The organism is Rodentibacter ratti (assembly GCF_002000485.1).
Taxonomy (GTDB): domain Bacteria; phylum Pseudomonadota; class Gammaproteobacteria; order Enterobacterales; family Pasteurellaceae; genus Rodentibacter; species Rodentibacter ratti.
The window spans coordinates 199,069-216,234 of the sequence record NZ_MLAJ01000005.1; the positions used below are offsets into that span (position 1 = coordinate 199,069).

Annotated in this window: 15 protein-coding genes; 5 read left to right on the forward strand and 10 right to left on the reverse strand. The window is 41.4% G+C overall.

Features of this window, described 5'->3' with window-relative positions; genetic code table 11:
- The first annotated feature begins 32 nt into the window (after positions 1 to 32).
- Complete coding sequence (locus tag BKG94_RS05955; RefSeq protein WP_077435197.1) at positions 33 to 1,475, forward strand: YcjX family GTP-binding protein; 1,443 nt, start codon at positions 33 to 35, stop codon at positions 1,473 to 1,475.
- Position 1,476: 1 nt separating this feature from the next.
- Here BKG94_RS05955 and BKG94_RS05960 read toward each other — a convergent pair whose 3' ends face one another.
- Positions 1,477 to 2,358, reverse strand: coding sequence for a VirK/YbjX family protein (locus BKG94_RS05960; RefSeq protein ID WP_077435199.1), 882 nt, complete (start codon positions 2,356 to 2,358; stop codon positions 1,477 to 1,479).
- A gap of 76 nt (positions 2,359 to 2,434) precedes the next feature.
- Between BKG94_RS05960 and BKG94_RS05965 the strand changes: the two genes are divergently transcribed.
- Positions 2,435 to 3,493, forward strand: a complete 1,059-nt coding sequence (locus tag BKG94_RS05965) for a YcjF family protein (RefSeq protein ID WP_077435201.1) — start codon at positions 2,435 to 2,437, stop codon at positions 3,491 to 3,493.
- Between the two features lie 43 nt (positions 3,494 to 3,536).
- On the opposite strand, the gene BKG94_RS05970 is transcribed toward BKG94_RS05965, so the two are convergent.
- The 5 genes from BKG94_RS05970 to cls form a co-directional block, all read right to left on the reverse strand.
- Complete coding sequence (locus BKG94_RS05970; protein WP_077435203.1) at positions 3,537 to 5,630, reverse strand: TonB-dependent siderophore receptor; 2,094 nt, start codon at positions 5,628 to 5,630, stop codon at positions 3,537 to 3,539.
- A gap of 75 nt (positions 5,631 to 5,705) precedes the next feature.
- A complete protein-coding gene (fhuB, locus tag BKG94_RS05975; RefSeq protein WP_077435205.1) occupies positions 5,706 to 7,676 on the reverse strand; it encodes a Fe(3+)-hydroxamate ABC transporter permease FhuB in 1,971 nt (656 codons plus the stop codon).
- The gene (locus BKG94_RS05980; RefSeq protein WP_077435207.1) at positions 7,670 to 8,560 is read right to left on the reverse strand and encodes an iron-siderophore ABC transporter substrate-binding protein; all 891 of its coding nucleotides are present in this window, start codon (positions 8,558 to 8,560) and stop codon (positions 7,670 to 7,672) included. Before BKG94_RS05980 ends, fhuB begins: the two co-directional genes overlap by 7 nt.
- Position 8,561: 1 nt before the next feature.
- The gene (locus BKG94_RS05985) at positions 8,562 to 9,326 is read right to left on the reverse strand and encodes an ATP-binding cassette domain-containing protein (RefSeq protein ID WP_077435209.1); all 765 of its coding nucleotides are present in this window, start codon (positions 9,324 to 9,326) and stop codon (positions 8,562 to 8,564) included.
- An 81-nt stretch (positions 9,327 to 9,407) separates the two neighbouring features.
- Positions 9,408 to 10,868, reverse strand: a complete 1,461-nt coding sequence (cls, locus tag BKG94_RS05990) for a cardiolipin synthase (protein WP_077435211.1) — start codon at positions 10,866 to 10,868, stop codon at positions 9,408 to 9,410.
- Positions 10,869 to 10,886: 18 nt separating this feature from the next.
- On the opposite strand from cls, the gene BKG94_RS05995 reads away from it, so the two are divergent.
- The 3 genes from BKG94_RS05995 to BKG94_RS06005 are packed head-to-tail and all read left to right on the forward strand — an operon-like array spanning position 10,887 to position 13,184.
- Positions 10,887 to 11,567 carry a TIGR01621 family pseudouridine synthase gene (locus BKG94_RS05995; protein ID WP_077435415.1) on the forward strand — a complete coding sequence of 227 codons (681 nt, stop codon included), beginning with the start codon at positions 10,887 to 10,889 and terminating at the stop codon, positions 11,565 to 11,567.
- 30 nt (positions 11,568 to 11,597) lie between these two features.
- Positions 11,598 to 12,401 carry an exodeoxyribonuclease III gene (gene xthA / locus BKG94_RS06000; protein WP_077435213.1) on the forward strand — a complete coding sequence of 268 codons (804 nt, stop codon included), beginning with the start codon at positions 11,598 to 11,600 and terminating at the stop codon, positions 12,399 to 12,401.
- Positions 12,402 to 12,410: 9 nt separating this feature from the next.
- Positions 12,411 to 13,184, forward strand: a complete 774-nt coding sequence (locus BKG94_RS06005; protein WP_077435215.1) for a TIGR01619 family protein — start codon at positions 12,411 to 12,413, stop codon at positions 13,182 to 13,184.
- 59 nt (positions 13,185 to 13,243) lie between these two features.
- Here BKG94_RS06005 and BKG94_RS06010 read toward each other — a convergent pair whose 3' ends face one another.
- From BKG94_RS06010 to BKG94_RS06025, 4 genes are all read right to left on the reverse strand, one after another.
- Positions 13,244 to 13,906, reverse strand: a complete 663-nt coding sequence (locus BKG94_RS06010; RefSeq protein WP_077435217.1) for an NAD(P)H-dependent oxidoreductase — start codon at positions 13,904 to 13,906, stop codon at positions 13,244 to 13,246.
- Between the two features lie 92 nt (positions 13,907 to 13,998).
- Entirely contained in the window at positions 13,999 to 15,453 is a 1,455-nt protein-coding gene (locus tag BKG94_RS06015) for a glycoside hydrolase family 32 protein (protein WP_077435219.1), read from the reverse strand.
- 7 nt (positions 15,454 to 15,460) lie between these two features.
- A complete protein-coding gene (locus BKG94_RS06020; RefSeq protein WP_077435221.1) occupies positions 15,461 to 16,072 on the reverse strand; it encodes a glutathione S-transferase N-terminal domain-containing protein in 612 nt (203 codons plus the stop codon).
- A gap of 67 nt (positions 16,073 to 16,139) precedes the next feature.
- Entirely contained in the window at positions 16,140 to 17,066 is a 927-nt protein-coding gene (locus tag BKG94_RS06025) for an aminoimidazole riboside kinase (RefSeq protein WP_208604262.1), read from the reverse strand.
- Positions 17,067 to 17,166 lie beyond the last annotated feature (100 nt).

Below are 17,166 nucleotides of genomic sequence, written 5' to 3' on the forward strand. Positions count from 1 at the left end.
AGATATATTGGTAAAAATGGCTAGGCTATTGAATGTTTAACATATTCCCAAAAGAACTCAATCAAATAATTAATCGCGGATTTGACCGCACTTTACGCCTTGCGGTAACCGGGCTAAGTCGTAGTGGTAAAACAGCCTTTATTACCAGTCTCATTAATCAACTGTTATCCGTTAATCAAACCTCGCGGAATCATTTACCTCTATTTGAAGCAGCAAAAAACGGCACCATTATCGCTGTCAAACGTGTTCCGCAACAAGATTTGAGTGTGCCGCGTTTTGATTACGAATCGAATATTAATGCCCTTTCCCAACAACCGCCACAATGGTGTCAATCGACTCGAGGAGTGAGTGAAACACGTCTGGCCATTCGTTTTCAGCGTCAAACCGGTTTACTTCGCCATGTGAAAGAACGGGGAACATTGTATTTAGAGATTGTTGATTACCCGGGTGAGTGGCTGCTTGATTTGCCTTTACTCCATTTGGATTTTGAACAATGGTCGTTAGAGCAAGAGCAAATTCATCAAGGAATGCGGGCAGAGCTTGCCCAACCTTGGTTGGATGAAATGAAAAAATTAGACTTAAGTGCGGTCGTAAATGAAGATGTTTTAGCTAAACTTGCCAATACTTATACGGCATATCTTCATCAATGTAAGGCGCAGGGTATGCAGTTTATTCAGCCGGGACGATTTGTGTTACCGGGGGAATTAGAGGGCGCACCGGCATTACAGTTTTTCCCATTGACTCATCTCACACAGGCACAATGGAAAAGCCTTAAAAAAGAGGCAAAACCAAACAGTTATTTTGCCGTGTTGAATAAACGCTATGACTATTATCGCAATAAAATTGTGAAAGGATTTTATGAAAATTATTTTTCGACCTTTGATCGTCAAGTGATTTTGGCCGATTGTTTAACGCCTCTGAATCATAGCCGACAAGCATTTTTAGATATGCAAACAGGGTTGAATCAGTTATTCAAAAATTTTCATTATGGCAAACGGAATTTTCTGAACCGTTTGTTTTCCCCACGTATTGATAAGCTCATGTTTATTGCTACGAAGACGGATCATATCACCAGTGATCAAATACCGAATTTAGTGAGCCTAATGCGACAATTGGTGCAAGAAGGCGGTCGTCATGTAGAATTTGAGGGCATAGAAACAGAATACACGGCAATTGCCGCCATTCGAGCCACGAAGCAAGTGATCGTGAATCAAAACGGCAAACAAATTAAAGCGATTCAGGGCGTACGCAGCAAAGATAAGCGTTTGATGACTCTTTATCCGGGCTCGGTGCCGAGCAAATTACCGAGCCAAGAATTTTGGCAAAAACAACCGCACTTGACGGAAAATGAAGGAAAGACGGTACATTTTGAGTTCGACAGCTTTGAACCACAACCTCTTGAACAGGGCGAGGCGATCCCTCACTTGCGTATGGATGCAGTGCTGCAGTTTTTGTTGGGTGATCGGTTTGATTAAATTAGCGAAAGCGACTGGCGATTTCGCTTGTGAGTCGATCCAGCATCTCGTAACGTTTACGGTACATTGAACGTTTTTTACTGGCGATTTCCTCTAAGGGTTTACGTTCAATATCAAGGGGAAGTTGCCAATAAAAATTTTGATAAATGCCTTGGTTTTCTTGCCAAAATTCATCGTAATTGAATTGTATTTTACTACGGGCAGAAAGACGGTATTTACCTTGAGATTTATGGGGTATCCCGATTAAATCACATTGCCAATGTTTCGCCAATTCTCGGAATACGTGCATCAGCATAAACATTGGGCGAATGCCGTGTAAATCTTTTGTCGCCTTTTTGATAAGTTCTTGGGCATTTTCGTAATAGGGGCCTTGCATAGAGGCAATCAACAATTTATTTGGCGATAAAAAGGTAAAAGAGGCATCATAAATTCGTTCATTATTTTGATTACGAATATTGATAGCAAAATACCCCTCAAAAGGATCAATAAAATTGAGGCTTAAATTCAGGGAAAGATCCTCGGTTAATTGACTTAATTGGATAACTTGTTCTTTAAGCAATGTAGAACAGAACTGTAATCCCCATTTTTCTTCGGCAAGTTGTAAATGTTGTTTGATTGCTGTCAAGCGTTGTGGAGCAGAAAAACGTTTATCGCAATAAGTTGTCAGTAATGGATTAAAACGATAATAGTCTTGTGTAAAAAGAGTCTGCCACTGAGGAAAATTATTTAAAAAATGAATAAGCTCATGGCATTGTTTTTTATAAATAAAAGTATAGGCATAATAACGAATTCTCTCGCGTAACTGTTTGGTGAGTGGACGATCTTTTGAATAAGGATACATTTGAACATAAGTTGGAAAGGAAATATTCGTTGGTACTGCCATTTTGAATTGAATACTATATTAGTTAAAAAGTCACCCTTGTGTGACGGTAGAAAATAAAAATGAGGCTTATTTTATAATGGAAAAACAAATTTTCAACCAATATGATGAACCTGCGGCAGAGCACTTTCAGCCGAAACAAGAGTTTACTGATGTGGAAACCATTGAAGATGAGCCTTTAGAAGGGGAATGGCTTGATGAGCAATTTGAACAGGTCATGAAGCCTCAATCAAGCGGTTGGAAAACGGCACTAAAATTGACCGCACTATTATTTGGTGTGGCAACTGTTGCGCAGTCGGTACAATGGATTTGGGATAGTTTCCAAAATCAGCAATGGATCTACTTGGCGTTTTCCCTTGTGAGTTTGGTTGTTGTGTTATTCGGCGTGAAAGAAATTGTGGCGGAATGGCAGCGTTTGGTGCGTTTGAAAAAACGTGAGCAATTACAACAAAAAAGCCGTTTGCTTTGGCAAAAAAGTGCGGTCAAAAATGACAATGTTTTTGATGCAGAGGGTGAACAAGGTAAAAAACTTTGTTTAGAAATGGCAAAAAGTTTGAAATTAGACGAGCAATCGCCCGCCATAGTTCAATGGCAAAACCAGCTAAATGAAGCCTATTCAGCCCAAGAGGTAGCACAATTATTTAGCCAAAATGTCCTTAAACCTTTTGATTTAAAAGCGAAAAAATTGATCAGCAAAATGGCGGCAGAATCAGCTGTGGTGGTGGCGATTAGTCCACTTTCCTTAGTGGATATGTTTTTTGTCGCTTGGCGGAATATTCGATTAATCAACAAAATCGCAGATATTTATGGGATTGAACTGGGTTATTTTGCCCGTATTCGTTTATTACGTATGGTGTTGGTGAATATCGCCTTTGCCGGTGTCACTGAAGTGGTACAAGAAATCGGTATGGATTGGCTTTCGCAAGATATTACGGCAAAACTCTCTGCCCGTGCGGCACAGGGGATCGGTGTGGGTTTACTGACAGCCCGTTTAGGCGTAAAAGCGATGGAATTTTGCCGCCCTCTTGCCTTTCAATCGGCTGAAAAGCCAAAATTGTCTCATATTCAAAAAGAACTTTTAACCACAATAAAAGATGTGGTATTGAATAAAAAGGTAAAGGAAAAAGAGTTGGTGTAAAAAATAATGCGCGTTGGGAATAACGCGCATTTTTTTGATTAACTTACCATTTGTAAGAGACTGTTGCCAAAATATTGCGGCTTGCCCCATAGTAACAATAAGTATCACATCCGGATAAGAATTTTCTGTCACCTACGTTTTGAACATTAACTTGTGCGTTCCAGTTTTTATTAATCGCATAATTTGCCATGAGATCAACAACGGTTGCTGATGGAACTCTTACACTATTATACACGCCATATTGTGGCGCAGTTACACTACTACCCATGTAGCGAACGCCGGCACCTAATGTTAAACCTTCCAAAGCACCCTCGGTGAAAGCATAGTTAGCAGCAGCGGAAAAACTGTGTCTAGGGAAAAGCTCTTGACGGATATGACCGTTTGCCGTGTCCCTTTCTACTTTCAAGTAAGTATAAGCCAAGATCGCTGAGATATTTGGCGTGATTTGAGCATCAACTTGCACTTCTACACTACGACGTTTAATTGGATCAACACTGCTTACCGTTGCACCTGTTCCGTTATAAATTAATGCACCTTTATCTTTAGCATGGAAATAAGCCACGGAGATTGTACCGTCTAACCAAGTCGGAAGATATTTAACTCCCACTTCATGTTGTTTTGTTGTATTCGGTTTATAGAGCGTTTGATTTCCGCTTAACCCGGTCGGCAAACGGAAGGATTCCGTATAGCTGTAATATGGATTTAAGCCGATAGGCGATAAATACATAGCAGAACCGGAATAAGAGGTTTCATTCGCTTTGACTGATTGTGAGCTGCTGTGTTCATCATTTCTTGCTTTATCATGACGAATACCGAAACCTAATTTTACGGTATCTTTGATGGTTAAACTATCTTGTAGATACAAGCCTAATTGACGGGATTTTATATGAGTATTAGGTGCTGCACTGACATCCTGAGTTTGGTTATAACCCACATGAGGATTAAATACATCGGTTGCTGATGTTCCACCAAATAGCGTGTAACGTGCATTAACTTTTTGATGACGATAATCAAAACCGGCAACAAGAGTATTTTTGATCAGATCATTTTGGAAATCATAACTTAGGTGATTATCTAAGGTATGAGAACGTGCTGTACCATCATTAAATACTACACCGCGAGAGAGCGAATAGCTTCCAGCATCAGCAAAAGAAATTGGGGTCCAACTTGCATTATAAGGTGCAGGATAAGCATAAGAACCACGATGATAGTTATCAACATAGGCATAACGATAACTGCTGTTTACTCGGAAGCCGTTATCAAAATCATGTTCTAATTCATAACCCAAGCTATATTGGCGGTTTGTTTCCGTATCATTCACCGGATCGCCTAAATTGGTTTTACGGTTAATTTTGCCTTTAGCTGTGGAGACAAGCGTGCTGTCTTGTGGGAAAAAGTTAGAGCTTGGTGTACCGTGATCACGTTGGAAACTGGTTAAAAGTGTCAAACGGGTTTTCGGCGTAAGATCAAATTCAAAACTTGGTGCAATGTTGTAGGTTTTATTATCGGTTTTATCAATTTCACCGTCTGTTGCAAAATAATTTGCCACAAAACGATAGCGTGCGGTTTCTTCAGCATTGAATGCACCGGTATAATCAATGCCAACGCCATATTGATTATGATTGCCTAATTGAGTTCTAAACTCGCCTTTACCAACCTGTTCCTTATGCGGACGTTTGCTAACGTAGTTAATCAAACCGCCTGAATGGGCTGCGCCAAAGGTTAATGAATCAGCCCCTTTTGTGATTTCAACCGCTTCTAAACCGAATACGTTGGTATGTGGTGTAAAGAAACCATAAGAGACAGAAGGCATTCCATCTACCGCTTGTGTCGCTTCTGCTCCACGAATGCGGAACCAGTTGGTGTTAGTATCGTTACCAAAAGCTTGATTAGTGAAACCGGATTGGTAACGTCCAAGCTCATCAGCTTTTGTCACACCTTCACGAGTAAGTGTTTCACTGCTAATCGCTACGGTAGATTTCGCTTGATCGAAGGGTACTTCGCCCATACGAAACATTGAACCGCCGGTAACGGTAATTTCATCCAATTCTTCCACTTTTTGCTCGTCGGCATAAGCAGAATTCATCGCAAAAGCGACCGCACTTGCCAGTGCGCTGTAAACAAAGGTTTTCTTCATTTTATGTTCCTAATTTTAAGGTTGAGGTTAATAAAATAAGCAAGGATATTTTGACTTTTCGTGGAAATGCCCTTGCTACACTTTTCGCATCATCAGTAAAAAATAACTGCCGCCTACTAAGGTCGCCACTAAGCCAGCGGGGATTTCGTAGGGGAACAAAATTTGCCGTCCGATCCAATCGGCAACCAGCATAATAGTGCTTCCTAATAGGGCGGAGATGAGCAACTGTTGTCGTGCTTTATGCACGCCTAAAAAATGGGTTAAATGGGGCACGAGCAAGCCGATAAAACTTAACGGACCGATCATTAACGTAGCAAGAGCGGTCAAAATCGCACTAAAAATAATCAAAATCCAACGAGTGCGCGGAATATTTAAGCCTAGCGCTTGTGCCATAGGGGATTGTAAGCGGAGTAAATCTAACCATCGACTAAATGCCAAACTACTCATTAATAAAATTAACGCCAATAAAGTAAAGGGAATGGCAAGACTTGGATCAAGGGATTGGGTTGAACCCGATGTCCAACTGATGAGCTGATTCGCACGGGGATCTCCACTGGCAATGGCGATACGTTGGAGCGTATCAAAGAGAGCAGAAAGGCTGATCCCTGTGAGCAACACTTTTTCCGGTAACATCCCGTTGCGTTGGTTAATAGCGGCAAGCATTATCAAAGCAAGCAATGCGCCGCCGATACCGGCAAGCCAAAACCATAGAGGATCTTGTGGGGAAAAGACAAAAAGTAACACTAAAATTCCCATACTTGCACCGGAGGACACGCCTAGTAACTCCGGGCTTGCCATTGGGTTAAGGGTCAAACGTTGTAATAACACGCCCGCCACGGAAAGCAAAATCCCGGCGCAAATGGCAATCAGCATACGGGGGTAACGTAAGGCGAGAATGTCTAAATTAAAGCCATTATCAGGCGTAAATATTTGCCAAGTTTGATCAGCAGTTTTCCCCAAACCGAGAGGCATAACAAAACTGATCGCAAAGACAGCGATAATCAACCAAGTAAAGTGCGGTCGATATTGGCGGACTTTTTGTAATGCCGTGTCGGTTAAACGTCCGCTTTGCGGCAATGCACGGAACATCAACCAAAGCAATAAAGGCGTGCCGAGCAAGGCAGTAACCGCACCGGTAGGCAGACTTATCTGATAATAAAGGTTGATGAATTGTAATATTAAATCCATAATGGCAAGCAATAACGCGCCAAGAATGAGCGAAGCCACGAGTTGCCAAGTGAGGGTGCGAATCTCCAATTGGCGCACTATGGTTGCGGCGGCTAAACCGATAAAGCCAATCATTCCCACAGCACTGACAACGGATGCGATCAAATAGGCACTGATAACAATGCCGATAAAACGAAGTTTCCCCACCGGCACGCCTAAACTTTGGGCGTTGCTATCGTTGAGGGCGAGAATGCCGAGTGGACGGCGTAATAAAAAAATCAAGGCAAAACTGACCGCACTTTGTATCGCTAAAATTTGGCTATCGCGCCAGCTTTCTTGCACTAATGAGCCTGCCCCCCATTGGGTTAATCCCCTTGATTCTTCGGGGTAAAATAACATCATCATTGCGGTGAAAGCGCCAAAATAAAGATTAACCACCAAGCCGGCGAGGATCAGCAATAAAGGCGATAGAGTTTTACGCATTGCCAGTGCAAGGACTAACAATAGGCTTAATGCCGCACCGACCAGCGCAATCAAACTTGAACTGTACTGCAACAGCTGCGGAGCGAAAATGGCGACTAAAAACAGGCTGAATTGTGCGCCGCTATTAATGCCGAGGGTGCTGTCGGAAGCGAGCGGATTGCCCATCACTTGTTGTAATAACAGGCTGGCAAAAGCCAGTGTTCCTCCAGCAAGCAAGGCAATACTGATACGGGGCAGGGTGTAGCTTTGTAACAATAATAAATCAAGATTATCGGTGGCTTGAAATAAAGCGAAAATATGTGTATTTTCAGGCAGTTGTAGCGCTAATAAATATCCCGCAAAGAGGAAAAATAATCCGCCTAAAACCACAAATAATAACGAAGTGCGGTTTACCATGTTTCGCCTCCCTGTAATAATCCGTTGGCAAAAATATGTACAAAACGTTGGGCGGAAGGAATTGCCCCAAATGTCCAAACTGCCGGCAAAATCAAGGGTTCTTTGGCAAGCGGCAGATGTTGCCACAAGGTATTGTGGGTGAGAGCGGTGGCAATATTGGTGGGATAAGGTTTTATCACCACAAAACGGGTATTTTGAGGCAATTTTGCCAATTCGGTGATTTCAATATTCTGGAAACCCCAAGCGTTCACTTCCAGCAAATAGGCATTGTTAAAACCTAGTTGGCGGATAACCGCACCAAGCAAACTATTTTCGCCGTAAATACGTAAATGACGGGTATCGATAAATTGTACCAAGGCAATAGGGCGATCTGTGAAACCCTGTAATAATGGACGGTAGTGGGCGATGTCTTGTTCATAGTTGGCGAGTAATTGTTGCACCGCTTGCGGTTTACCAATGATATTGCCGATTTCTTGGGTAGCGGAAACCACGTTTTCCCATGCCTTGCCTTCTTTATAAAACTCAACGTTATACACTTTTCCATAGGAGGATAATTTTTCATTGAGCGAGGCGTAGAATTGGCTGTGAATAAAGGTCAATGACAGTGGATTTACGGAATGAGAAAGCATAGCAATACGCTCAGTGTTAGGCTGTAAACGAACGCCTAAATCAATCGTATTGTTAGGCAGTTGGGGCTCCATCACCCAAGTTTGGTAACTTTTCACATCGCCTACGGCAATGGGAGGATGTTCAAGCGCAATGAGGGTTTCGGCAACCGACCAATCCACTGTGGCATAAGCGGCTTGTGGTTCGTCCGCCCAGGTTTTCAGGCTAAAAAGTGTGGTAAAAATAAGCAGTGAATTTTTAAAGAAACGGTATAACATTTTAATAAAAACTCACAGGACGATGGGTATCAGGGTGTTCAATGACATTGAGTTCAATGCCATAAATTTTTTGTAATGAAGGGGTATTGACAATATCGTGTGCATTGCCTTGTGCTAATAATTTTCCGCTGTGCAATGCTACTAAATGATCACAAAAACGGGCGGCAAGGTTGATATCGTGAATCACAATTATCACACCTAGGTTTAATTCACGACTCAGGCTGTGGATAAGTTGCATCACTTCCACCTGATGAGCAATATCTAAGGCAGCCAAAGGCTCATCAAGTAATAAAAATCGACTTTCTTGTGCCATCAACATGGCAAGCCAAATTCTTGAGCGTTCTCCGCCGGAAAGGGTATCGACTAATTGATCGGCAAATTTTTCAGTGTGGGTAAGTTGTAACGCTCGTGCGATTGCTTGTTTATCCGCCTCTGTTTCACGTCCGAATAAACCGTTCCACGCATAACGTCCCATAGCGATGAGTTCTTTTGCCGTCATATTCGTGGTTTGTGGTAAATGTTGGGGTAGGTAAGCCACCTGTTTAGCAAAATCCCGATTTTTCCAGCTTTGAATGGAACGATTATTCAACAAAATATCACCATGAGAGAAAGGCTGTTGTCGTGCCATCAGTTTGATTAATGTTGATTTACCTGAACCATTATGCCCGATTAGTCCGTAAACTTTACCACTTTCAAAAGAAAGGCTTGTGGGGTAGAGCAAAGTACGCTGAGGAATAGAAAATGAAACTTGCTGAAGTTGAAACACAAATTAGTCAAAAATAAAACACTAAAATTAAGCTTGATTTTATATGAAAATTATTCTTATTTCAAATCTGGCTATATAAACTCACAGCAATGGGCTAAACAAAAAGAACATACGTTCAATAATGCGGTTATAGAATGGGCGGGAGAGCCATTTTTCACTGTCTAGGCGGTCTGAGTTGGCGATATAGCCCTCGTGTAAAATAGCCACTTCATTGGCAAAGGCGAGATCTTCTACGGCAAGCGCCAGTTCAAAATTTAAGAAAAAGCTGCGTAAATCCATATTCATTGTGCCGACGAGGGCGAGTTTGTTATCAACCAACACGCTTTTTGTGTGGAGTAAACCGGCTTTAAATTCATAGATCTTCACACCGGCAGCAAGGAGATCGTCAAAAAAGGTGCGGCTTGCCCAGCCTACCATGAGAGAATCATTTTTCTTCGGTAGAATAATAGAGATTTCTACGCCTCGTAGAGCGGCAATGCGCAGTGCTTCGGCAATACTGTGGCTTGGAACGAAATAGGGCGAGGTGATGACAATGCTTTCTCTCGCAGAATAGATTGCCAACGCCAAACTTTGTGGTGCCAGATCGTCCGGGAATGCCGGCCCTGTGGCGATAACTTGAACGGAGTGGGTGTCATAATCATCAATGGGGACAATCGGACAATTGGGTAAAAATAAGGGTAATTCTACGCCGGTTTCAATTTCCCAATCCCAAGCGTGCAGGCTGTTTAACACGGCAGACACTGCACCATTGACCCGCACCATAATATCTACCCAATTTCCCACGTTGCTATTTTGTTTAAAAAAGGCAGGGTCCACCATATTCATACTGCCTGTGTAGGATATTTGGTTATCAATGACAATGATTTTCCGATGTTGGCGTAAATCAATCCGACTAAAAAACATCCGAAAGAGATTCACATACAGCGTTTCGACAATTTCGATCCCCTGTTTGCGTAAATCCCGACAGGCTTTGCTTTTGAGAAAAGGGCGGCTGCCTACGGAATCCAATAAAATTCGAATTTCCACACCACGTTGTTTGGCATCCAACAAGGCTTGACTGACTTTTTCCACCAGACCTTTATTCGACCAAATATAAAACACCATATTAATGGAGTATTGAGCTTGTTGAATATCTTTGATAATGCTGTGAATGATGCTTTCCGGCGTGTCTAGAATATGCAATTCATTACTTTTGATACAAGGAATACCAAGGCGTTGATAGTTCAGATCAAAGAGCGGTCGATATTGTAGATTTTTGGGTATGCTGACAAGGGAGGATTGTTGTGATAAATGAGTCAGCCATTCACTATATTTCGGGTGTAATGTTTTGAATGCATTGGCGCGTTTTGTACCCAATTTTATCTCGCCAAAAACTAAGTAAGCAATGACACCGATAACCGGCACCAAATAAATGATCATTAACCAAGAAAGGGTAGCGGAAACCGCCTGTTTTTTTACAAGCAAACGTAAAGTAACAGAAATCACCGATACCCAAACTATCATCGGGACAACATAAACCAGTATAATATGTTCAAAACTCATGAAATTTTAACCGCACTTATGGAATTCGACATTCTTTATCAACATCGTGATTTTATCATTATTTATAAACCTTGTGGCGTGAGCGTGCACAAAGATCAGGAAACCATTGGTTTAACCACACACTTGGCAAATCAACTTGGTGTCGCGCAAGTGTGGTTGGTTCACCGATTGGATAAAATCACCTCAGGGTTATTAATTCTTGCCTTAAATGCAGAAAGTGCGGCTGAATTTTCACGACTTTTTGCTGAACATCAGATTCACAAAACCTATCTTGCCTTGAGCCATCAAAAGCCAAAAAAGAAACAAGGTTTGATTATCGGCGATATGAAAAAAGCCCGTAACGGTGCGTGGAAACTTTGCCAAAGCAAAGAAAATCCGGCAATCACAAGATTTGAAAGCGTCAGCTGCGAACCGCATTTACGCCTGTTTTTCCTCAAACCCCAAACCGGTAAAACCCATCAATTACGTGTGGCGATGAAAAGCCTTGGCAGCCCGATTTTAGGGGATGTGCTCTATGGCAAAAACAGTGCTGAAGTTGACCGCACTTATTTGCATGCCGCAAGGCTTGAATTTGAATTTCATGGCGAGAAATTTGATATAAAGGCAATGCCGAAAGAGGGGGAATGGTGGCAAAAGGAAAGTGTGATCGCAAAAATAAATGAAAACCCTTTTTTCGGAAAGGGCAAAATCCCTGTATAATACTCGCAATTTTTACAACTAGGAACTTCAATGAAATTTATCTCTTTTAATATTAATGGTTTGCGAGCCCGTCCCCATCAATTGGAGGCAGTGATTGAAAAATACCAACCGGATGTGATTGGTTTGCAGGAAATTAAAGTGGCGGATGAGGCTTTTCCTTATGAAATCACGGAAAATTTAGGCTATCACGTGTTCCACCATGGACAAAAAGGGCATTACGGCGTGGCGTTATTAACCAAACAAGAACCCAAAGCCGTTCGCCGTGGCTTTCCAACGGATGCTGAGGATGCGCAAAAACGCATTATTATGGCGGATTTGGAAACGGATTTTGGTTTGCTGACGGTGATTAACGGCTATTTCCCACAAGGCGAGAGTCGTAGCCACGAAACAAAATTTCCGGCAAAAGAAAAATTTTACGCCGATTTACAGCGTTATTTAGAACAAGACCATGATAAAGCCAACCCCATTTTAATTATGGGGGATATGAATATTAGCCCAAGTGATTTGGATATTGGTATTGGGGAAGAAAACCGTAAACGTTGGTTGCGTACCGGCAAATGCTCTTTCTTACCTGAAGAACGTGAATGGTATCAACGTTTATATGATTATGGATTGGAAGACAGCTTCCGCAAATTGAATCCAACCACAAATGATCAATTCTCGTGGTTTGATTACCGTTCAAAAGGCTTTGATGATAATCGTGGCTTACGCATTGATCATATTTTGGTGAATCATGCCTTAGCGGAGCGTTGTGTCGATGTTGGTATTGCTTTAGATATACGGGCAATGGAAAAACCGTCTGATCACGCACCGATTTGGGCAGAATTTAAATAGGACAAAAAAATGGATATGGCAAATTGGCAGAATTATCGTTCTATGGTGAATGATATGCCTGCCGTCTTTACCGCAAATATTGAAAATATCGATCAATTTCATGGTAAAAATTGCAATAAAATTGTGCAATTTGCCATTAATTATGACGGTGATGAGAGCGGGCTTCCGTCAGAAGGGGAGTACGATAAACTTATTAATCGTATTTTTAAAATTTTGGCACAATTGACCGCACTTCCGAATGTATTTTTTGCCGGGCATTTTATCTGTAACGGACAGGCGAAAATGCATTTCTATTGTGAACATTCGGAAATTTTACTTGAAACCTTATCGCAAATTGATTTTGTGGAGGAGGTGAGTGTTCAAGATGATCCGAATTGGGATACTTATTTTGATTTTTTACTTGCCTCTCCCCTTGAAATCAAGATCAATGCTACGGAAGAACTGCTTGGTTTATTGCAAAGTAAAGGACGTGATTTAGCGGATACTTATTTGGTCGAACACAGTTTTCACTTTGATGAAGAACAAAAAATGTTTTCTTTTATGGATGAGTTGAGTTTGGGGGATTATTCCTTTTCGACGTTGCAATATTCCGCACAACCTATTCAATTTAACGAGGATGATGAGCCTTACTATCTGGTGAAAATGGAGCAAGAACTTTCCCTCGATAATGGCGAAATTTTTGAACAAGTGGAAAGATTTGAAAAATTGGCTCAACAATTTATGGGCGATTATATTGGTTGGGAGTGTGATAGTTTGATGGATGATAGTAAACAGTTGAATTGATGAAACCTAGGGTAACAAGTTACCCTAGGTTTATCATAATAGAGCCCCTTGGGGCTGCTTTATTTCACCCAAGTGACAATTTCATCCATCGCTTTACGGGATTTCTTCGCAATATCACGGGCACGGTAGCCGAATGTGGCAGCAACAGATACACCGTATTCATTCGGGTCAAATAATCCTTCCTCGGCAAGGGTTCGATTCATCAAATCATAATGGAAACCTTCAATCGGGCAAGAATCAATTCCCATCGCTGCCGCACCGGTCAGCATATTAGCAAGGGCGATATAGGTTTGTTTACTACACCAATCGAATAAAGTGCGGTCACTTTCCAACAATTTCATATCGTTTTCTTGCAGCGTTTTGTATTTTGCCAAGGCTTGTTGTTGCTGTTCTTCCGTCAGCCCTTTTCTCGTCATCACATCCACGAAAAACGGGCTATCATAACGGGCGTTTTTCTTCGCAAGCAAGACCACCACATGACTACAATTATCCAACTGATTCATCATTCCCCAACTAAAGGGTTTGATTTTGTCCCGTAAGGCTTTGTTTTGAATGACTAATATTTTCCAAGGCTCTGATCCTACAGAGCTTGGTGAAAGACGGGCACATTCTAAAATGGCGTGGAAATCTTCATCACTGATTTTTTTACTTGGATCGTAATAACGGGTTGAACTACGTTGATTGAATAATTCAATAATGTTTTGAGCAGTAAGTTTTATCATATTTTCCTCTCTTTTCAGTTTTTCCATTCAATGCTATTTTTTAGACAAAACGGAATATCGCCGTCTATTTTTCTATTTTGACTTAATGTTGGTTAAACATAGTTGATTGCTTTTGGAAAGCCAAGTTCAATATTTAAAGTACGGTTTGTTACAATCACATTCTCTCGATTTGTAATAAAAAATCTTGATGTCATTGCTTTTTCGCCATTATTCAAGAAAATTTCCACAATCGAACGATCAAAGAAAATCTCTACTGTACGAAGATCATCGATTTCACAATAGCGTTGTTCACCAAATTTCTTCATTAATTCCGTTTGTGCCGATTGGCTGCGATCCAAACAGACTAAGCCGTTTTCATAGGATAAAGTCAGCGTTTCACCTTCTTCATTGGTGAAGAAAGAAAATTTGAAAGGCTGATTTTCTGCATCAAATTTTAAATAGGCACGATCTAAATGAGCAATCGTGGTTTTTTCTTGCAGCATTTGTGTGGAAAGTGCGGTCATATTTTCATAAATTTTGGCAATCGGGCGTTGATAGAGCCGATTATTCTCAATATGCACTTCTCGTGGCATGGTGAGGGCAGAATGCCATTTGAATTTATCCGTTGGATAAGTTAAATCCGGCAAGCCAATCCAGCCAAACATGATGGTGTTTGTTTTATTTTCTAAACCGCCAAAGGTTTGAGGAGCATAGAAATCAAAGCCTTGATCGAGTTCGGCAATGTGTTTCGCTTCCAGTATATTGTCGTTTAATTGCCCAATAGCATAAGTAGCGTGATCGTTATTTTGGAATTGATGTACCTCACGATTTTTGCCCTGTGGTGACCAGACGAAAATATCGTTGTCGCCCAATTTCAATAAATCCGGACATTCCCACATAAACACATTTTGATTATTAAAAGCCGGAACAGACAATTCACCGATTAAGCGTGGCGTTTCATCCAAATGATCCATTTCAAAAATAATGGCGGTGCCGGTCAAATTTTCACGTTGTGCACCACAAATAAAACGGATTTTTCCTTCTTTTGTCAGGTAAGGTTTCGGATCTCGCACGTGTTCCGTATAACCTTTTGGGGCATTTTCTATTAACGGACGTTTGCTTAGTAATTTTCCGTTTAAATCAAAAATTGCCAGATTTTGATAAGGCACACGTTGGTTATCACTTGCACGACGGGTATTACCTGTATAGAACATGGCTAATTGGTCGCCGACTTTTAATGCCCCACCGGAGTAGCAGCCATGAGATTCAAATAATTCACAGGGAATTAAATCATCGGCGGCTTGATAGGTTTGGAAATCATGAGTGATGAAGTGCTTCCAATGTTTCATTCCGTGTATGGCATCGAAAGGAAACCATTGATAAAAAAGGTGATACTTTTCACCGTCAAAAATCAGTCCATTTGGGTCATTTAATAGCCCTGTGGGTGGCGTAAGATGGTAAGTGGGATAGAAATCTTTATCGCTTTCCACTGTTTTGCGTATGCTGTCAAGTTCGCCTTGTTCTGCAGCGAGAAGACTTTTGTATTTGCCGTTGTTGAAGATAATCATCGTTGTCCTATTTTGGATAAGTTTCATTTAAACAAGCGTAGCGAGCATTCATTTTTTCCGCCCATGATTTTAATGATTCCATCGCGGAATGTTTGGTGGCGTAAGTCCAATCATTACGGAATAGTAGAAAATCAATGACACAAACCGTATTTAACGTACCGATATTGAGCTCTTCACCGAATAAATCAATGGATTTTTGAATCGCTATAAGGCTTTGTTCTGTTCGTTGAAAAATTTGTTGATGGCGTTCTAACCACCATTCTGATTGGGGGCGTAGGCGTTTTTCAGGTATAACGGATATTTCGTTTTCTAAAACACCATCGGCTAAATAATGTAAGCGGAGAATTTGCCAACGTTGCTCTCCACTACCATAAAGTGAAGGTTGTGAACCTAAATGATCGAGATATTCGGCAATCAGCGAACTGTTATATAACCATTCGCTGTTTGCCATTTGGAGTGCAGGCAAGCGCCCAAGAGGGTTATCTTGATTGTGTGGCGAATGCTTATCCATTCCGCTTGTCGCTTGTAGAAATTCAATTTGATTTTGTAATTGGTGATAATGAATCACACTGCGTACTTTTCGAGCGTAAGGGCTGGAATCGGAATACCATAGTTTCATAAAAATATCTCCGTTTATGACCGCACTTTAACAGAAGGTGAGTGAGATAAGTTCACACACCTTAGGATTAGTTTGCCAAAAATTCAGCCAATTGTGTTTTATTTGGCAAAGCTGACATCGCACCTTTTGCCGTTGTTGCCAACGCACCACAAGCATTCGCTTGGCGTATAATTTTCACCAACACATCGTTGTCTTTCCAATTTTCATGTTGAGAAAGACCGGCTAATAATCCGCCCACAAAGGCATCGCCAGCCCCGGTGGTATCAACGGGTTTTAAAGCTTTACCCGAAACAATATCTTTTTTGCCGGCAAGGTGATACAACGCCCCGTCTTTGCCAAGGGTGACGATAATCAGTTTCTCCGGATAAAGTGCGATGATTTTTTCAAAGGCTTTTTCAAGGCTATCTGTATTGGTTAAAAGAGTGAGTTCTTCCTCGGAAAATTTCAATACATCGGCTAATGCGACAGCTTCCATTACAACAGTTTTCATTTCCTCTAGGCTAGACCATAGCGATTCACGCAAATTTGGATCGAAAGAGAAAAATCCCCCTGCAACTTTAATACGGCGAATGGCTTCAAAGGTCGCTTCCCGTGATGGGTTATTAATGAGTGCAATAGAGCAGCAATGCAACCATTCGCCGGCTTGAAATGGCGGTAGATCACTGGTTTGCAGAAATTGATCGGCACTTGGGTTTACCATAAAAGTAAAACTGCGTTCACCGTTGTCGAGCCCGACAACCACAGTTGAAGTGCGATGTTGTGGATCTAAAATCATATGGGTGGTATCCACACCTTCGGTATTTAAGGTTTCTTGCATAAATTGACCGAGCGGATCTTTTCCTACACGACCAATAAAGGCGCTTTCGCTTCCTAAACGTGAAACACCCACAGCGACATTCGCCGGTGCGCCACCAGCACAGCGTAAATAATGATTTTCACCGTCTGGGATAAGATCCACCACAGCATCACCGGTTACCCAAATCTTATGGATCATGGTCATCTTCCTTATATAGTATATCAGGGCATAAATTGTTTATGGGTTTTCGCCCTTTATTCATTCATTTTAGAAAATAACCGCACTTTAAAAAGTGCGG